General features: G+C 73.0%; 11 protein-coding genes. 5 read left to right on the top strand and 6 right to left on the bottom strand.

Annotated elements, in window-relative coordinates; all coding sequences use genetic code 11:
* Window positions 1-191: 191 nt before the first annotated feature.
* The gene (locus EDF34_RS05445; protein WP_123370263.1) at window positions 192-1,850 is read left to right on the top strand and encodes a succinic semialdehyde dehydrogenase; all 1,659 of its coding nucleotides are present in this window, start codon (window positions 192-194) and stop codon (window positions 1,848-1,850) included.
* Between the two features lie 113 nt (window positions 1,851-1,963).
* Here EDF34_RS05445 and EDF34_RS05440 read toward each other — a convergent pair whose 3' ends face one another.
* The 3 genes from EDF34_RS05440 to EDF34_RS05430 all read right to left on the bottom strand — a co-directional run bounded on the left by EDF34_RS05440 (window position 1,964) and on the right by EDF34_RS05430 (window position 7,831).
* Window positions 1,964-3,205: an acetate/propionate family kinase gene (locus EDF34_RS05440; protein ID WP_123370262.1), complete on the bottom strand. Its 1,242-nt coding sequence runs from the start codon at window positions 3,203-3,205 to the stop codon at window positions 1,964-1,966.
* Complete coding sequence (pta, locus tag EDF34_RS05435; protein WP_123370261.1) at window positions 3,202-5,280, bottom strand: phosphate acetyltransferase; 2,079 nt, start codon at window positions 5,278-5,280, stop codon at window positions 3,202-3,204. The genes EDF34_RS05440 and pta overlap by 4 nt, the downstream gene beginning before the upstream one ends.
* 73 nt (window positions 5,281-5,353) lie before the next feature.
* Entirely contained in the window at window positions 5,354-7,831 is a 2,478-nt protein-coding gene (locus EDF34_RS05430) for a phosphoketolase (protein ID WP_123370260.1), read from the bottom strand.
* A 274-nt stretch (window positions 7,832-8,105) separates the two neighbouring features.
* Here EDF34_RS05430 and EDF34_RS05425 point away from each other — a divergent pair, with 274 nt between their 5' ends.
* The 3 genes from EDF34_RS05425 (at window position 8,106) to EDF34_RS05415 (ending at window position 11,065) form a co-directional block, all read left to right on the top strand.
* Window positions 8,106-8,999 carry an SURF1 family protein gene (locus EDF34_RS05425; protein WP_233575192.1) on the top strand — a complete coding sequence of 298 codons (894 nt, stop codon included), beginning with the start codon at window positions 8,106-8,108 and terminating at the stop codon, window positions 8,997-8,999.
* 79 nt (window positions 9,000-9,078) lie between these two features.
* The gene (locus EDF34_RS05420) at window positions 9,079-9,705 is read left to right on the top strand and encodes a TetR family transcriptional regulator (RefSeq protein WP_123370259.1); all 627 of its coding nucleotides are present in this window, start codon (window positions 9,079-9,081) and stop codon (window positions 9,703-9,705) included.
* A 37-nt stretch (window positions 9,706-9,742) separates the two neighbouring features.
* Window positions 9,743-11,065 (top strand): YhgE/Pip domain-containing protein, encoded by a 1,323-nt coding sequence (locus EDF34_RS05415; protein WP_123370258.1) that lies wholly within the window; start codon window positions 9,743-9,745, stop codon window positions 11,063-11,065.
* On the opposite strand, the gene arfB is transcribed toward EDF34_RS05415, so the two are convergent.
* From arfB to EDF34_RS05400, 3 genes are read right to left on the bottom strand one after another with little or no spacing between them, the layout of a single operon-like run.
* Window positions 11,031-11,471 carry an alternative ribosome rescue aminoacyl-tRNA hydrolase ArfB gene (gene arfB, locus EDF34_RS05410; protein WP_233575191.1) on the bottom strand — a complete coding sequence of 147 codons (441 nt, stop codon included), beginning with the start codon at window positions 11,469-11,471 and terminating at the stop codon, window positions 11,031-11,033. The two genes, EDF34_RS05415 and arfB, sit on opposite strands and share 35 nt — an antisense overlap.
* A 15-nt stretch (window positions 11,472-11,486) precedes the next feature.
* Window positions 11,487-13,220, bottom strand: coding sequence for an ABC transporter ATP-binding protein (locus EDF34_RS05405; protein WP_123370257.1), 1,734 nt, complete (start codon window positions 13,218-13,220; stop codon window positions 11,487-11,489).
* Window positions 13,217-15,064 carry an ABC transporter ATP-binding protein gene (locus EDF34_RS05400; protein ID WP_123370256.1) on the bottom strand — a complete coding sequence of 616 codons (1,848 nt, stop codon included), beginning with the start codon at window positions 15,062-15,064 and terminating at the stop codon, window positions 13,217-13,219. The genes EDF34_RS05405 and EDF34_RS05400 overlap by 4 nt, the downstream gene beginning before the upstream one ends.
* 119 nt (window positions 15,065-15,183) lie before the next feature.
* On the opposite strand from EDF34_RS05400, the gene guaA reads away from it, so the two are divergent.
* Window positions 15,184-16,755, top strand: a complete 1,572-nt coding sequence (guaA, locus tag EDF34_RS05395; protein ID WP_123370255.1) for a glutamine-hydrolyzing GMP synthase — start codon at window positions 15,184-15,186, stop codon at window positions 16,753-16,755.
* The last annotated feature ends 32 nt before the right edge of the window (window positions 16,756-16,787 follow it).

Raw genomic sequence — 16,787 nt, 5'->3', positions numbered from 1 at the left:
GTCACAGTCCGAACCAACATCCAGACGTGTCCGTCCCCACCCACCCCACCCTCGCGAGTGCTACCCCTACCCGTCGAGTGCGCCCGTCGAGTGCGCCCGTCGTTGCGGGCGCACTCGATCGATATCGGGCGCACTCGCGGCTTCGGGGGTGTCGCGGGGTTCGCCTGGGTGGCGCGCGTACCCTGGCGCGCATGGCGCACGACTCGCACGGACCCGGATCGGCCGAGCTGCACGACCCGGAGACCGACCCCCTCGCCACCTACGTGCTCGAGCCCGACGACGTCCGCCCGCTGCTGGCGCGCGTCGTGGCCGCCCCGGGTGCCGCGACCCACACGTCGCTCGCCCCGTTCACCGGAGCCCCGATCGCGGCCGTGCCGCTGTCGACGCCCGACGACGTGGCGCGTGCCGCGCGTGCCGCCCGCGCCGCGCAGAAGCTGTGGGCCGCCCGACCCGTGCGCGACCGCACCGCGGTCCTCTCCCGGTTCCACGACCTGCTGCTCGAGCGGCAGAGCGACGTCCTCGACCTCATCCAGCTCGAGAACGGCAAGGCCCGGGTCTCGGCGTTCGAGGAGATCTGCGACATCGCGCTCGTCGCGCGGCACTACGCGGCCCGCGCCGGTCGCTACCTCGCGCCCCGGCGGGCCGGCGGGATCGTGCCCGGCCTCACGTCGGTGCGGGTGCTGCGGCACCCGGTCGGCGTCGTCGGCATCGTCGCGCCCTGGAACTTCCCCCTCACGCTCACCATCGGCGACGTGCTCCCCGCACTCGTCGCCGGGAACGCCGTCATCCTGCGGCCCGACCCGCAGACCGCGCTCACCGCGCTCTGGGCCGCTGAGCAGCTGGAGGAGGCGGGGCTGCCCGCCGACCTGCTGCAGATCGTCGTGGGTGACGGGCCGTCCGTCGGCGGGGCCGTCGTCGAGAACGTCGACCACGTCTCGTTCACGGGCTCGACGCGCACGGGTCGGGTCGTCGCAGCGCAGGCGGGGGAGCGGCTCGTCCCCGCGACGCTCGAGCTCGGCGGCAAGAACCCGATGTACGTGGCCGAGGACGTCGACGTCGAGGTCGTCGCCGAGGGTGCCGTGCGCGCGTGCTTCGTCGGGACCGGGCAGGTGTGCGTCTCGATCGAGCGCATCTACGTGCGCGACGAGGTGTTCGAGGAGTTCGCCGCCGCGTTCGCGCGGCGGACCCGCGAGCTGCGCATCGGCTCGGGCCTGGACTACCGGTTCGACGTGGGCTCCCTGACCTCCGCCGCGCAGCTCGCGACCGTCGTGGAGCACGTCGAGGACGCCATCGGGCACGGTGCCGCCGTCCTGTCCGGTGCGGTGCACCGCACCGACCTGGGCCCGTGGTTCTACGAGCCGACGATCCTCACCGACGTCCCCGCCGAGGCCCGACTGGCGCGCGAGGAGACGTTCGGCCCGGTCGTCGCGCTATACCGGGCCTCGTCCGACGACGAGGCCGTCGCGGCCATGAACGACAGCGAGTTCGGGCTCAACGCGAGCATCTGGACCGCCGACACCGCGCGCGGTGCGGCACTCGCCCGCCGCGTGCACGCCGGCAGCGTGAACGTCAACGAGGGCTACGTCGCCACGTGGGGGTCCGTCGGGGCGCCGCAGGGCGGCGTGGGCTCGTCGGGCATCGGCGTGCGGCACGGGCGCGAGGGGCTGTGGGAGACCACCCGCCTGCAGACGGTCGCGGTCCAGCACGGCGTCCACGGCCTGCTCGGCGGCCTGCTCCCGGGCGGCGGCCCGCGCGTCGGGCTGGGCCGCCTGTACGGGCTGGGCACCGAGACGTTCCCGCCCGTCTACACCAGGCTGCTGCGCCTGATGAAGGCTGCCCGCCTGCCCTGATCCCGCCGGCGGAGTGGATGAGCGCAGAGTTCGTCGCAGCGTGCGTGCACGCGGGGAGCGCGCTCGCTGCAACGATCCCTGCTGCCACAAGGAGGGCGTGCGCGCAGGACCTGTCAGGCGTGGCCCGCTGCGGCGGGGGAGTCGTCGGCGTCCTCGCCCGTGAGGCCAGCGGCCTCGGCGACCTCGACCGCCTGCCGGGCGATGGCCAGCTCCTCGTTGGTCGGGTACACGACGATCGTGGTGCGGCTGACGTCGCGCGAGACGACCGTGGGCTCCTTCTTGCGGCCCGCGTTCAGCGCGGCGTCCAGCTCGAAGCCGAGCGGCTCGAGGCCCGCGGTGGCCAGCTCGCGCACGACGTCGTCGTTCTCGCCGACGCCCGCCGTGAACACGAGCACGTCGACCCGGCCGAGGACAGCGGTGTACGCGCCGATGTACTTCCGCAGCCGGTGGATGTAGACGTCGAGCGCGAGCTGCGCGTCCTCGTCGCCGTCGGCGATCAGAGTGTGCAGCGCCCGGAAGTCGTTCTCGCCGGCGAGCCCCTTGAGGCCGGAGCGGCGGTTGAGCAGGTCGTCGACCTCGTCGACCGACAGGCCGGCGTTGCGCTGCAGGTGGATGAGCACGGCGGGGTCGACGTCGCCGGACCGGGTGCCCATGACGAGGCCCTCGAGCGGGGTCATGCCCATCGACGTCTCGACCGCGTGGCCCCCGCGCACCGCGGACGCTGACGCGCCGTTGCCCAGGTGCAGCACGATGGTGTTGAGGTCCTCGACACGACGGCCCAGGAAGCGGGCGACCTGCTGGGACACGTAGTGGTGCGACGTGCCGTGGAAGCCGTAGCGGCGCACGCCGTGCTCGCGCGCGACGGCGCGGTCGATCGCGTACGTCGAGGCGGCCTCGGGCAGCCCGTGGAAGAACGCGGTGTCGAAGACGACCACGTGCGGCACGTCGGGCAGCAGCTCGCGCGCGACCCGGATGCCGGTGACGTTGGCGGGGTTGTGCAGCGGCGCGAGCGGGGAGATCGCCTCGATCTGGTCGACGACCTCGTCGGTGACGAGCACCGGCGTGGAGAACACCGAGCCGCCGTGCACCACGCGGTGCCCCACGGCGACGACGTCCGACGACGCGAGGTCCGGCCCGACCTCGTCGAAGAGCGCGAGCACGGCGCGCAGGCCGGCCGCGTGGTCCGGGATGGGGTCGGTGCGCGTCACCTTGGTGTCCCCGAAGGTGTGCGTGAGCGAGCCCGTCTCCTCGCCGATGCGCTCGACGACGCCGGAGGCGACCGCGCCCCCGCCGACCGGGTCCACCAGCTGGTACTTGATGGACGACGAGCCCGAGTTGACGACGAGGACGGTCATGCCTGGTTCTCCTCTGAGAGGGCTTGCGCCTGGATCGCGGTGATCGCGACGGTGTTGACGATGTCCTGCACGAGCGCGCCCCGCGACAGGTCGTTGACCGGCTTGCGCAGGCCCTGCAGCACCGGCCCGATCGCGACCGCACCCGCCGAGCGTTGCACGGCCTTGTACGTGTTGTTGCCGGTGTTCAGGTCCGGGAAGACGAACACGGTCGCGCGCCCGGCGACGGTCGACTCCGGCAGCTTGGTCTGCGCGACGGACGCGTCGACGGCCGCGTCGTACTGGATCGGGCCCTCCACGGACAGGTCCGGGCGGCGCTCGCGGACGAGCGCGGTGGCCTGCCGGACCTTGTCGACGTCGGCCCCGGTGCCCGAGGCGCCGGTGGAGTAGGACAGCATCGCGATGCGCGGCTCGATGCCGAACTGCTCTGCGGTGCCGGCCGACGAGATGGCGATGTCCGCGAGCTGCTCGGCGGTGGGGTCGGGGATGACGGCGCAGTCGGCGTACACGAGCACACGGTCCTCGAGGCACATGAGGAAGGCGCTCGACACGTTCGAGACGCCCGGCGCCGTCTTGATGATCTCGAAGGACGGCTTGATCGTGTGCGCCGTGGTGTGGACCGCGCCGGAGACCATGCCGTCGGCGAGCCCGAGCTGCACCATCATCGTGCCGAAGTAGGACACCGACGGGACGATCTCCCGTGCCCGCTCGACGGTCATGCCCTTGTGCGCCCGCATCTGCGTGTACTCCTCGGCGAACCGCGACACCCACTGCTCGTCGTGCGGGTCGATGACCGTCGCGTCGTCGAGCGCGAGGCCCAGCTCGGTGGCGCGCGTGCGGATCGACGCCTCCTCACCCAGCAGGGTCAGCCGCGCGACGCCGCGCTGCAGGAGGGTGGAGGCGGCCCGCAGGATCCGGTCGTCGCTCCCCTCGGGCAGCACGATGTGCTTGCGGTCCGCCCGGGCTCGGTCGAGCAGCTCGTACTCGAACATCAGCGGCGTGACGACCTCCGGCCGCGCGACGTCGAGCGCCGCGAGCAGCGCCGGACCGTCGATGTGCTGCTCGAAGACGGCCAGCGCGGTGTCGATCTTGCGCTGCGAGTCGGCGGTCAGTCGGCCTCGCGTGGAGGCCGCCGCGCTCGCGGAGCGGAAGGAGCCGAGGTTCGTCGCGATGATGGGCAGCCGGCTGCCCAGGCCGTCGAGCAGCCGGGTGATCGTCGGCGCGGGGCGGAAGCCGCCGTTGAGGATGATGCCGGCCAGGTTGGGGAAGCCGTCGGCCTGGTGGGCCAGCAGGAGGCCGAGCAGCACGTCGGCCCGGTCGCCGGGGGTGATGACGACGGCGCCGTCGGCGAGCCGGTCGAGCAGGTGCTCGATCGACATCGCCCCGACGAGCACGTCGAGCACCTCGCGGGCCAGCAGGTCGTCGTCGCCGCCGATCTGCTCGCCGCCGACGGCCTCCATGAGCTGGCGGACGGTCGGCGCGCTGAGCAGCGGGCTCTCCGGCAGCGCCCAGGCGGGGATCTCGGGCGTGCTCAGCGCGGCGCGCACGGCGTCGAGCGTGCCGTTGGCCGCGCGGTTGGCGACGATCGCGGCGACCTGCGCGTGATTGGCGTGCAGCTCGGCCACGGCCACGCTCGCGCCCTGGCCGATCGCGTCCGTCTTGTGGCCGCGCCCGTTGATCACGAGCACGACGGGCGCGCCGAGGTTGGCGGCGATCCGCGCGTTGTACGCGAGCTCGGTGGCGCCGGCGACGTCGGTGTAGTCGGTCCCGACGACGACCACCGCGTCGCACTGCCGCGCGACGGCGTGGTACCGCGTGATGATCCGGGACAGGGCCGCCTCGGGGTCCGGCAGCAGCTCCTCGTAGGTCACGCCGATGCAGTCGTCGTACGCGAGGTCGACGCCGTCGTGCTCGAGCAGGAGCTCGAGGACGAAGTCCTTGGTGTCGGTGGACCGCGCGACGGGCCGGAAGACGCCGACGCGCTGCACCGTCCTGCTCAGGAGATCCACGAGCCCGAGGGCGACGATCGACTTGCCGGTGTCGCCCTCGGGTGAGGCGACGTAGATGCTGCGGGCCACGGTGGGCTTCTCCTGTGGTTGTGCGTGGATGCCGAGGAGGCGGGGGCCGACGAGCGGCCCCCGCCCCGCTCAGCTACTCGTTGTCGCCGCCGGTCGAGATGGTCGCCTCCACCTGCGAGGAGTCGGCCAGGTCCTGCGCGTCGGGCCAGACCCAGTCGCGCACCTCCGGCAGGTCGTCGCCGTGCACGCGGGTGTACTCGCGGGCGGCCAGCCGGGCGTCGACCATCTTCTGGCGCAAGGGGGCCTGCGCCGAGCCCAGGTGCGGCACCTGGTCGATGACGTCGATGACCAGGTGGAACCGGTCGAGGTCGTTGAGCATGACCATGTCGAACGGCGTCGTCGTCGTGCCCTCCTCCTTGTACCCGCGCACGTGGATGTTCGCGTGCCCGTGGCGGCGGTAGGTGAGGCGGTGGATCAGCCACGGGTACCCGTGGTACGCGAAGATCACGGGCCGGTCGGGCGTGAACAGGCCGTCGAACTGCTTGTCCGACAGGCCGTGCGGGTGCTCCCGCTCGTCCTGCAGGCGCATGAGGTCGACGACGTTGATGACCCGGACCTTGAGGTCGGGCAGCTCGCGCTTGAGGATGTCGGCCGCGGCCAGCACCTCGAGCGTCGGTACGTCGCCCGCGCAGCCGAGCACCACGTCGGGCTTCTCGCCCGCGACCTCGGTGCCGGCCCACTCCCAGATCCCCAGGCCGCGGGTGCAGTGCGCGACGGCCTGCTCCATGGTGAGGAAGTTGGGCGCGGGCTGCTTGCCGCTGACCACCACGTTGACGTACTGCCGGCTGCGCAGGCAGTGGTCGTACGTGGACAGCAGCGTGTTCGCGTCCGGCGGGAAGTAGACCCGGACGACCTCGGCCTTCTTGTTCACCACGTGGTCGACGAACCCGGGGTCCTGGTGGCTGAAGCCGTTGTGGTCCTGGCGCCAGACGTGGCTGGACAGCAGGTAGTTGAGCGACGCGATCGGCCGACGCCAGGGGATGTCGTTGGTGACCTTGAGCCACTTGGCGTGCTGGTTGAACATCGAGTCGATGATGTGGATGAAGGCCTCGTAGCAGTTGAACAGGCCGTGCCGGCCCGTCAGGAGGTACCCCTCCAGCCAGCCCTGGCACTGGTGCTCGCTGAGCATCTCGAGCACGCGGCCGGCGCGCGCCAGGTGCTCGTCGACCTCGGGCCCCTCGAACTGCGCGTTCCACTGCTTGTCGGTGACCTCGAAGACCGCCTGCAGGCGGTTGGACGCCGTCTCGTCGGGGCCGAAGATCCGGAAGTTGTCCGGGTTCTGCCGGATGACGTCCGTGAGCCACTCGCCGAGCACGCGCGGTGCCTCGCTGATCGACCCGCCCGGCACCGGCACGTCGACCGCGTAGTCGCGGAAGTCCGGCAGCCGCAGGTCCTTGAGCAGCAGGCCGCCGTTGGCGTGCGGGTTGGCGCTCATCCGCAGGTCGCCCTCGGGGGCGAGCGCGCGGACGTCGTCGATCACGCGGCCGTCCTCGTCGAACAGCTCGTTGATGTTGTACGACTCGAGCCACTGGCGGAGCACGTCGAGGTGCTCGGGGGTGTCCCGGGCGTTGGCGAGCGGCACCTGGTGGGCGCGCCACGAGCCCGTGGTCTTCTTGCCGTCGATGTAGTCCGGACCGGTCCAGCCCTTGGGGGTGCGGAACACGATCATGGGCCAGCGCGGGCGGCTCTCGTCGCCGTCGTGGGCGCGCGCCTTGATCGCGGCGATCTCGTCGAGCGCCTCGTCGAGCAGGGCCGCGAACCGGCCGTGGATGCTCTCGTGCGACTCGTCGTCGAAGCCCGCGACGAAGACGTGCGGCTTGTGCCCGTAGCCCTTCATCAGGTCGACGAGCTCGTCGTCGTCGATGCGGGCCAAGACCGTCGGGTTGGCGATCTTGTACCCGTTGAGGTGCAGGATCGGCAGCACGACGCCGTCGTGCACCGGGTTGACGAACTTGTTGGAGTGCCAGCTCGTGGCCAGCGGGCCGGTCTCGGCCTCGCCGTCGCCGACGATCGTCGCGACCAGCAGGTCCGGGTTGTCGAACGCGGCGCCGTAGGCGTGGCTCAGCGCGTAGCCGAGCTCGCCGCCCTCGTGGATCGAGCCGGGGGTCTCGGGCGCCACGTGGCTCGGGATACCACCCGGGAAGGAGAACTGGCGGAACAAGCGACGCAGCCCCTCGGAGTCCTCGGTGATGTCCGAGTAGTACTCGGAGTACGTGCCGTCGAGGTACGCGCTGGCCACCAGACCGGGGCCGCCGTGGCCGGGGCCGGTGACGTAGATCGTGGACTGCTGGCGCTCGGCGATCGCGCGGTTGAGGTGCGCGTAGAGGAAGTTGAGCCCGGTCGTCGTGCCCCAGTGGCCGAGCAGCCGCGGCTTGACGTGGTCGCGCGTCAGTGGTTCGCGGAGCAGCGGGTTGGCGAGCAGGTAGATCTGACCGACCGACAGGTAGTTCGCTGCTCGCCACCACTTGTCGATGCGCGCGAGGGTGTCCGGGTCCACCGGACCGCCGCTCCCCGTGCGCCAGGTCGTTGCCGCTGACGTCGTCGTGCTCATGCGTGCTCCCCGTGGTCATCCGACGGGTTCACCCCGCCGGCCCGATGCAAGCCAACCGCGCGCACCCGGCACCGGCTGGGACCTCCGTCCCACGGGCCCGCGTCCGTCCGTGTCACGCACTAGCCATACAACCGCACTCGGGCGCGGAATGCAGCGGGGCGTGGATGAACGATCGGACACACCTGGGCGTCATAGCCCAGGTCAGAGGCGCAATCGCGGTCGGGCGGGCGGGAGCCGATGCGGGTCCGTCACGTGCGGCGAGTTACCGTGGATCGTGCCTGACCCGACCCCCGCCGTCGCGCCCGCGGCGGAGCCCGCCGACGCCGGGGCCCGGCCCGTCGAGCCAGCTGGCGGCCAGGACCCCTGGGCCGTCGCCGCGCGCAGGCCGCCCACGACGATGTTCCGTGCCGCGATCCGGCCACGCATGATCGTCCTGCTCCTCCTCCTGCTCGGCGCCGCGTACGTCTGCGGACGCCTGGGCGTGTGGCAGTTGGACCGCGCGCAGATCCGCGGCGCCGGCGCCCAGGAGCGGCACGTGGCCGAGCAGCTCGCCGCACCGCCGGTCCCGATCCTCGACGTCCTCGCGCCCCAGACCGCGTTCGAGGGCGACGACGTGGGCCGCAAGGTGAGCGTGACCGGCGCGTACGACGCCGACGAGCAGCTCCTGGTCCCCGACCGCGCGCTCGACGGGAAGACCGGCTACCTGGTGCTCACGCCGCTGCGCACGTCCGACGGCGTGCTCCCGGTGGTGCGCGGGTGGGTCGCTCAGCCCGACGACGCCGACGAGGCCCCCGCCGGGAGCGTGGCGGTCGAGGGGTTCCTGCAGGCCTCGGAGCAGGCCGGCTCGGGGGTGGCCGACGGCCGCACGGACGCGATCAGCTCCGCCGAGCTCGTCGGGCAGTGGGGCGGGCCCATCTGGACCGGCTACCTCGTGCTCTCGTCGTCCGACCCCGCGCAGTCCGCCGACCTCGCGCTGCTCGGCATCCCGACCAAGCCGGGCGAGGGGCTGAACATCCAGAACCTCGCGTACGCGGCGCAGTGGTGGATCTTCGGGACGTTCGCGGTGCTGCTGTGGCTGCGCCTCGTGCGCGACGAGGCGCGGGGCGACGGTCGCGACGAGGACGCGGCCGACGACGAGGACGCCACCGCACCGCCCGCTCCGGCCTGACCGGGCGCGGCTCGCGCCGTGACCCACGTCTCAGCGCGACAAATGTCCCACTGGGACAAACAGGCGTAGCGTGAGTCGCATGACAGAGCCCACCGCGCCGCGCACCGATCCCCGCTCGCGCCGCACGCGTGAGGCGCTCGCCGAGGCGGCACTGGACCTGCTGCTCGAGCGCGGCCCGGAGCGCGTCGGCATCGAGGACGTCACCGACCGGGTCGAGGTCTCGCGCCGCACGTTCAGCCGCTACTTCGGCACCAAGGAGGAGGCGGCGCTCGACTTCCTGCGCCGGGACCTCGCACGCGTCAACGCGATGCTCGAGGCCAGGCCGGCCGACGAAGGCCTGGTCGAGGCGTACGTCGCCGCGCTGCGCACCTGGATGCGCGACGAGGTCCACCCCGCCTGGCACCGGAGCCCGCGCAGCAAGGCGATCCTGCGGCTCGCCGCCACCGACCCCGCGCTCGGCGCCGCGTTCCGCCAGCTCATCGCGCAGGCGCAGGACGAGACCACCCGCGTCGCGGCGCTCCGGCTCGGCGTCGACGCGGCCCGCGACCTGCGTCCGGCCACCCTCGCCGGGGTCGCCACCTCGGGGCTGACCACAGCGGGCCGCGCCTGGATCGCCGGGGACGCCCCCGACCTGCCCGAGGTCATCGAGCAGGTCTTCGCGATCCTGCACGCCGCGATCGCCGCCGTCCCGCCTCGCTCCGTCTGAGCACATCCCGCCTCACCAGACCTTCCTGGAGACCGCCATGCCCACCACGCACCACGCACCCCGGCACGCCGACGCGCTCCGGGCGGTGCACGTGCTCCGCGAGCCGAAGACCTGGGCGCTGCCCACCGGGGTCGTCGCGGTCGTCGCGCTCCTGCTCTCGCTGCTCTACATGGGCGGCATCCTCAACCCGCAGACGGACCTGTCGAACCTGCCCGTCGCGCTCGTGAGCTCCGACGAGGGTGCGAGCGTCGGTGGCACGCAGACGAACGTCGGCGACCAGGTGGTCGGGGCGATCACGGCCGACGACGACCCGGCGGTCGACTGGCGCGTCATGACTGCTGCGGAGGCCCGCGACGCGCTGGCCCGCGACGAGGTGTTCGGGGCGCTCGAGATCCCCGCCGGCTTCACCGCCTCGATCGCGGCGCTGGGGACCGCGACCGCCGACCCCGTGCGGCCGACGATCACGGTGCTCACGAACCAGGGCGCGGGCAGCCTCGGCTCGTCGTTCGCCTCGAACGCCGCCCAGACGGCGGCGCACGCGGCCTCGTCCGAGGTGGGCAAGCAGCTCACCGCGCAGGCCTCGTCGGGCGACGCGCCCACTGCGAACGCGACCGCGCTGCTGCTCGCCGACCCGGTGTCGGTCGTCGTGCAGCCCGGGCACCAGCTCGGCCCGCACTCCGGCGCGGGGCTGAGCGCGTTCTACTTCACGCTCCTGCTGGTGCTCGCCGGCTTCATCGGCGCGACCGTCGTCAGCACGGCGGTCGACGGCGCCCTCGGCTACGCCGACACCGAGTACGGCCCCTTCCACTCGCGCCGCGCCGCGGCGCCGATCAGCCGCGCGCAGACCTTCCTGGTGAAGTCCGCGATCTCCGTGGTGCTCGCGCTGGTGACCTCCGCGATCGTCATGTTCGCGACGATCACGCTGCTCGGCATGGACGCCGGCCACCTGCCGCTGCTGTACGCGTTCTCGGTCTGCGCCTCGGCGGCCGTCGCGCTCGGTGTGCACGCGATCAACGTGGTGTTCGGCGGGCTGGGCCAGCTGGTGTCGATGTTCGTGTTCATCGTGCTCGCGCTGCCCTCGTCGGGCGCGACGATCCCGCTCGAGGCGCTACCGTCGTTCTACCGGTTCCTGTCCGCGTTCGAGCCGATGCGTCAGCTGTCCGACGGCGTGCGCTCGATCCTGTACTTCGACGCGCAGGCGACCGGGGCGCTGCCCCGGAGCTGGTCGATGATCGCGCTCGGCGCCGTGCTTGCGGTCGTCGGCGGGCTCGTCGCGGCGCGCTTCTACGACCGGCGTGGGCTGCGCCGGCTCGGCTACCCGGTGGTCAGCGCTCCGGAGGCCGTCGGCGCAGCTGCTTGATCGCGCGGCGCTGCTGCTCGCCCGCCTTGCGTCGCTCGCGGGACCCGCGGCTGGCGCGGGCGGCACGCCGCGGTGGACCCGGGGGAGCGAGGGCCTCGTCGAGCAGTGCCGTGATCCGCGCGAGCGCGGCCTCCCGGTTGCGCAGCTGCGAGCGGTGCTCGGAGGCGGTGACCGTGAGGATCTCGCCGCGCAGCCGGCCGGCGAGGCGCTCGAGCACGCGCTCGCGCTGCGGCTCGCTCGCCCAGGCGAGGCCGTCGAGGTCGACCGAGAGCTCGGCACGCGAGTCGGTCGTGTTGACCGACTGACCGCCCGGCCCGCTGGACCGCGAGAAGCGCCACGTGAGGGCGTCGTCGGGGATGACGACGCCCCCACGCAGGACGACGGGACCGCTCAGCGCGCCGCTCACCGCAGGCTCACCGCGCTACTCGTGCTGCCAGGAGTGCCACAGCGCGGCGTAGTCGCCACCCGCGGCGACCAGCTCGTCGTGCGGGCCGATCTCGGTGATCCGGCCACCGTCGACGACCGCCACCCGGTCCGCGTCGTGCGCGGTGTGCAGGCGGTGCGCGATCGCGACGACCGTGCGGCCGGCGAGCACACCGTTGAGCGAGCGCTCCAGGTGCCGCGCGGCCCGGGGGTCGAGCAACGAGGTCGCCTCGTCGAGCACGAGCGTGTGCGGGTCGAGCAGCACCAGGCGGGCCAGCGCGATCTGCTGCGCCTGCGCCGGGGTGAGCGGGTGCCCGCCCGAGCCGACCTCGGTCGCCAGCGCATCGGGCAGGGCCGCGACCCAGCCCCACGCGTCGACCGCCTCGAGCGCACGCCGCAGCGCGTCCTCGTCGGCGCTCGCGTCCGCGAGCCGCAGGTTGTCCGCGACCGTGCCGACGAACACGTGGTGCTCCTGCGTGACCAGGGCGACGTGCCCGCGCAGCTTCTCGAGCGCGAGGTCGACCAGCGGCACGCCGCCGACGCGCACCGTCCCGCCCGAGGGCGGGTGGATGCCGGCCAGCATGCGCCCGAGCGTCGACTTGCCCGCGCCCGAGGGCCCGACGACCGCGAGGCGTTCGCCGGCGGCCAGGTCGAGGTCGATGCCGTGCAGCACGTTGTGGCCCTCGCGGTACGCGTAGGTCAGGTCACGGGCCGCGATGTCCTCGTCACGGGGCTCGCCCGGGCGCTCGACGCGGTCGGTGTCCACGAGCTGCACGCCGACGATGCGGGCGAGCGACGTGGTCGCCACCTGGATCTCGTCGACCCAGAAGATCAGCTCCCAGACCGGGCCGGTGACCTGGTACGTGTAGAGCACGATCGTGGTGACCGCGCCCAGGGTCACGTAGTCGTTGGACGCGAGGTAGCCGCCCCAGAGCAGGACCGCCACGGGGGCGAGCACGAACGCGAGGTCGACGCCGGGGAACAGCACGGTGCGGAGGTTGAGCGTGGCCTTCTCGGCGTCGAACGCCTCGTGCAGGTCGGCGTTCACGCGACCCATCCGGCGCGTGCCCAGGCACAGCGCGTCGACCGTGCGGGCGCCCTCGACCGACTCCGTGATGGTGCCGTTGAGCGCCGCGTAGGCCGCGGACTCGCGCTGGTAGGCAGGCGTCGCGCGGCGCAGGTACCAGCGCACGATCACCAGCATCGACGGGACGCCGACGAACATGGCGACCGCGACGAGCGGGGACATGATCAGGCTCGCGACGACGGTGAGCGTGACCGTGACGACGGCGACGATGACGCGCGGCACGCCGAACCGGACCGCGTGCTGGAGCCGGTTCACGTCGTTCGTCGTGCGTGCCACGAGGTCGCCCGTGCCGGCGCGCTCGACGGTCGACAGCGGCAGTGACGTGACGGTCGCGATGAACTCCTCGCGGAGCTCGGCGAACACCATCTCGCCGAACACCATCGAGGACCGCTGCGCGAACCGGATGAGCACGGTCTGCGCGAGCACCGCGCCCGCGCCGATCGCGATCAGCATGTTGACGTAGCCGGTCGTCGTGCCGTCGTTGACCGCGTCGACGAGCCGGCCCATGAGCCACGGGCCGGTCAGGCCGGCGATCGCGGCGAGCGTGTGCAGCACCGCGATCTTGGTCAGGGGCGCCCGGTGCAGGCGGAACAGGCGTGCGGCGTACGCCCGCACCTGCGCGGAGTCCGCGATGGGCAGCTTCACGGCCGGCCTCCTGTCCTGTCTGCGGACTGCTGCTCGAGCAGTGCGTCGAACGCCTCGTCGGCGATGCGGTCCTCGTCCAGCGCGACCGTCGGCAGACCGCCGGCTGGGGTGTCCTCGTCCAGGCTGCGACCCACCACGCGGTGGTAGGCGGAGGCCCACGGGCCGGACGCCCCCAACAGCTCGGCGTGCGTGCCGCGCGCGACCACGGCACCGTCCTGGACGAACTGCACCTCGTCGACGTGGTCGAGCACGAGCGGGGAGGCGGTCACGACGAGGGTGGTGCGTCCGCCGCGTGCGTCGACCAGTCGCGACGCGATCCGCGCCTCGGTGTGGGCGTCGACCGCCGACGTCGGCTCGACGAGGACGAGGATCTCCGGCTCGAGCAGGAGGGCCCGCGCGAGCGCGACCCGCTGCCGCTGGCCGCCCGACAGCGAGCGGCCCTTCTCGGGCAGCTCGCCCGCGAGACCGTCCGGCGTCGAGTCGACGACGTCGTGCGCGTCCGCCAGGGCGATCGCGGCGAGCAGCCGCTCCTCGTCTCCCGGTCCGTGCACGTCGAGCTCGGTGGCCAGCGTCCCGGAGAACAGGTGGGGCGTGGCCTCGGCGACGACGACGCGCTCGCGCACCGCCGCCTTGTCGAGGTCGGACAGCCGGACGCCCCCGAGCGTGACCGGCGTGCCTGCCTCGGCCTCGTCGTCGAACCGGCCCAGCCGGGTCGCGATCGCCGCGGATTCGTCGGGGTCCGCGGACACCAGGGCCACCAGCCGGCCGTCGTCGAGCCGCACGCCGCTCGTCTCGTCGACCAGCGGTGCGCCGGGGGCCGGCATCGGGGCCGAGCCCGGAGTGGCACCCGTCGAGGGCACGACGCGCAGGACGCCGACGACCTTCCCGGCGCCGACGTGGGCGCGGGTGGCGGACTGCACCATCATGGTCGCGTTCTGCACGGGCCAGCTGAGGAACGCCGCGTAGCCGTACGTGGCGACCAGCTGGCCGGGCGTGATCGTGCCGTCGACGGCCATGTGCGCGCCGAGCCAGACGAGCACGACGACGAACGCACCGGGCAGGAGCACCTGCAGCGCGTCGAGCCACGACTGCGTCCCCGCGACCTCGACGCCACGCGCGCGGACGAGCTGCGACTGCTCGCGGTAGCGCGCGTTGAAGACGCCCTCGCCGCCGATGCCGCGCAGGATCCGCAGGCCGGAGACCGTGTCCGACCCGAGGGTCGTCAGCCGGCCGGAGGCCTCGCGCTGGGCGACCTGGCGCTTCTGGAGGGGGCGCACGATGAGGCCGAGCGAGACCGCGACGACCGGCAGGCCGAGCACGACGACGAGGCCGAGCGGGACCGAGACCCGCAGCATGAGGACGGCCGCGATCGCGTAGGCCACGATGCTGCCGACGAAGCGCGCGAGCACGGCGTAGAGCTCGCCGACCCGCAGCGCGTCGTTCGCGACGGCGGACACGACCTCGCCGGTGGGCAGCTCCGCCGTGATCGCGTGGCCCGAGCGGGACACCGTGCGACCGACGAGCTGGGACGACGCGAACGAGGCCCGCAGCCAGTTCGCGATGTCGTACCGGTGGCCGATCGCGCCGGCGCCGGCGCTGACGATGCCGAGGAGGCCGAGCAGGCCGGCCGCGCGCCACAGGTCCGGCCCGAAGCCGTGTGCCAGGCCGGAGTCGATGGCGTGGCCGGTGAGGAGGGGGAGGAAGGCCTGGCAGGCGAACAGGACGATCCCCAGCAGCACCGCGACCAGCAGGATGCCCCACTGCCGGCAGGCCAGCCACCACAGGTAGCGGACAGGACCGGACAGCGGCGGGGTGCCGGGGTCGTCGAGGGGGAGGGATCTCACGAGCGGCAACGTTACGTGCCCGTACCGACACCGCTCGAATCGTTTTCCGCCCGGTGCGGGTGCGTGCCGGGCGTGGACGGGCGGGCCGGGCGGTCTCCTCGTCCGACTACCCTGGGGGCGTGACGCAGACGCCCCCTCCCGCGCACCGACCGGTGCTCGTCGTCGACTTCGGCGCCCAGTACGCCCAGCTCATCGCGCGCCGCGTGCGCGAGGCGAACGTGTACTCCGAGATCGTCCCCCACACGGCCTCCGTGGCGGACCTGCTGGCCAAGGACCCGGCCGCGATCATCCTGTCCGGCGGCCCGTCCTCGGTGTACGCCGCGGGCGCACCGTTCGTCGACCCCGCCCTGTTCGAGGCCGGCGTGCCCGTGCTGGGCATCTGCTACGGCTTCCAGGCGATGGCCGCCGCGCTCGGCGGGACCGTCGCGCAGACCGGTCAGCGCGAGTACGGCGGCACGGCCGTCGAGGTCACGCAGGCCGGGACCGTGCTCGCCGGCAGCCCCGACGCGCAGACCGTCTGGATGAGCCACGGAGACGCGGTGCACGCCGCGCCCGAGGGCTTCGACGTGCTCGCGACCTCGTCGGGCTCGCCCGTCGCCGCCTTCGAGAACCGTGCCCGGCGCCTGTTCGGCGTGCAGTGGCACCCCGAGGTCAAGCACTCGCCGCTGGGCCAGAAGGCGCTCGAGAACTTCCTCTACGAGGGCGCCGGCCTGGCCCCCGACTGGAATCCCGGCAACGTGGTCGCCGAGCAGGTCGAGCGGATCCGCGCGCAGGTCGGCACCGCGCGCGTCATCTGCGGGCTGTCCGGCGGCGTCGACTCCTCCGTCGCCGCGGCGCTCGTGCAGAAGGCTGTCGGCGACCAGCTGACCTGCGTGTTCGTCGACCACGGGCTGCTGCGCTCGGGCGAGGCCGAGCAGGTCGAGAAGGACTTCGTCGCGGCCACGGGCGTGCAGCTCGTCGTCGTCGACGCGAAGGACCGTTTCCTGCGTGCGCTCGCGGGCCACACCGACCCCGAGACCAAGCGCAAGATCATCGGCCGAGAGTTCATCCGCGTGTTCGAGGACGCCGCCCGCGAGATCGTCGAGGGCAGCGACGAGTCGGTCGAGTTCCTGGTGCAGGGCACGCTCTACCCGGACGTCGTCGAGTCCGGTGGCGGCGAGGGCGCGGCGAACATCAAGTCGCACCACAACGTGGGCGGGCTGCCCGACGACCTGCAGTTCCAGCTCGTCGAGCCGCTGCGGACCCTGTTCAAGGACGAGGTGCGGGCGGTCGGCCTCGAGCTCGGCGTCCCCGAGGCCATCGTCTGGCGCCAGCCGTTCCCCGGCCCCGGCCTGGGCATCCGCATCATCGGGGAGGTCACGGCCGAGCGCCTCGACATCCTGCGCGCGGCGGACGTCATCGCCCGCGAGGAGCTCACGCGCGCCGGGCTGGACCGCGACATCTGGCAGTGCCCTGTCGTGCTGCTCGCGGACGTGCGCTCGGTCGGCGTGCAGGGCGACGGCCGCACGTACGGCCACCCGATCGTGCTGCGGCCCGTCTCGTCGGAGGACGCGATGACGGCCGACTGGACCCGCCTGCCGTACGACGTGCTCGCGGTGATCTCCACACGCATCACCAACGAGGTGCCCGAGGTCAACCGGGTCGTCCTCGACGTCACGAGCAAGCCGCCGGGCACCATCGAGTGGGAGTGACGTCACGTCGGTGACGTGCGTCGTGCACGCGC

This window comes from Cellulomonas sp. PhB150, from assembly GCF_003755175.1.
Lineage (GTDB): Bacteria > Actinomycetota > Actinomycetes > Actinomycetales > Cellulomonadaceae > Cellulomonas.
The sequence above is the reverse complement of the archived record's forward strand: the minus strand, read 5'-3'. Positions and strand labels throughout refer to the sequence as shown.

Excerpts from the sequence above, each read along its gene's own strand:
- EDF34_RS05445 (WP_123370263.1), top strand. The coding sequence starts at position 192 with ATGGCGCACGACTCGCACGGACCCGGATCGGCCGAGCTGCACGACCCG.
- EDF34_RS05440 (WP_123370262.1), bottom strand. The coding sequence starts at position 3,205 with ATGACCGTCCTCGTCGTCAACTCGGGCTCGTCGTCCATCAAGTACCAG.
- EDF34_RS05430 (WP_123370260.1), bottom strand. The coding sequence starts at position 7,831 with ATGAGCACGACGACGTCAGCGGCAACGACCTGGCGCACGGGGAGCGGC.
- EDF34_RS05420 (WP_123370259.1), top strand. The coding sequence starts at position 9,079 with ATGACAGAGCCCACCGCGCCGCGCACCGATCCCCGCTCGCGCCGCACG.
- EDF34_RS05415 (WP_123370258.1), top strand. The coding sequence starts at position 9,743 with ATGCCCACCACGCACCACGCACCCCGGCACGCCGACGCGCTCCGGGCG.